The following is a 359-nucleotide window of genomic DNA, read 5'->3' as shown; positions in this document are numbered from 1 at the left end:
TGACCGAATGCAAAATCTGCCGGGTCGTTGTCTTCTTCCGATGCTCCATGAGCGTACTCAAGAACAATATCAGTTAACAGGAAATACTTTCCTGAATCCAACTGCGCACGGTTCAGGTTGGTACGACCAGCCTTTTTATCGTCCGATGCCTCCATCAAATCAATGTCGGACTTATCCTTAATCGACTTAACGGTGTAGATTGCCGTATCAACGGTTTGCATACGTGCATCTTTTAATGCTTTCTGCACTTCCGGTGGCAATTGCTGTCTGCGAAGTTCAAACTGACCTTTTGAAGTCAGGTCTTTGGTAAGTCCTGTTTTTACAGCCGTACTTCTTGCTCCGGCATTGTATGACCTACG

General features: G+C 45.7%; 1 protein-coding gene. It reads right to left on the bottom strand.

Going from position 1 to position 359, the window contains the following annotated elements:
- The coding region (locus KEM10_RS24150; RefSeq protein WP_212221070.1) for a hypothetical protein at positions 1-359 on the bottom strand (359 nt) is incomplete at both ends.

Source organism: Carboxylicivirga linearis (assembly GCF_018271995.1).
GTDB lineage: Bacteria > Bacteroidota > Bacteroidia > Bacteroidales > Marinilabiliaceae > Carboxylicivirga > Carboxylicivirga linearis.
The sequence above is the reverse complement of the archived record's forward strand: the minus strand, read 5'-3'. Positions and strand labels throughout refer to the sequence as shown.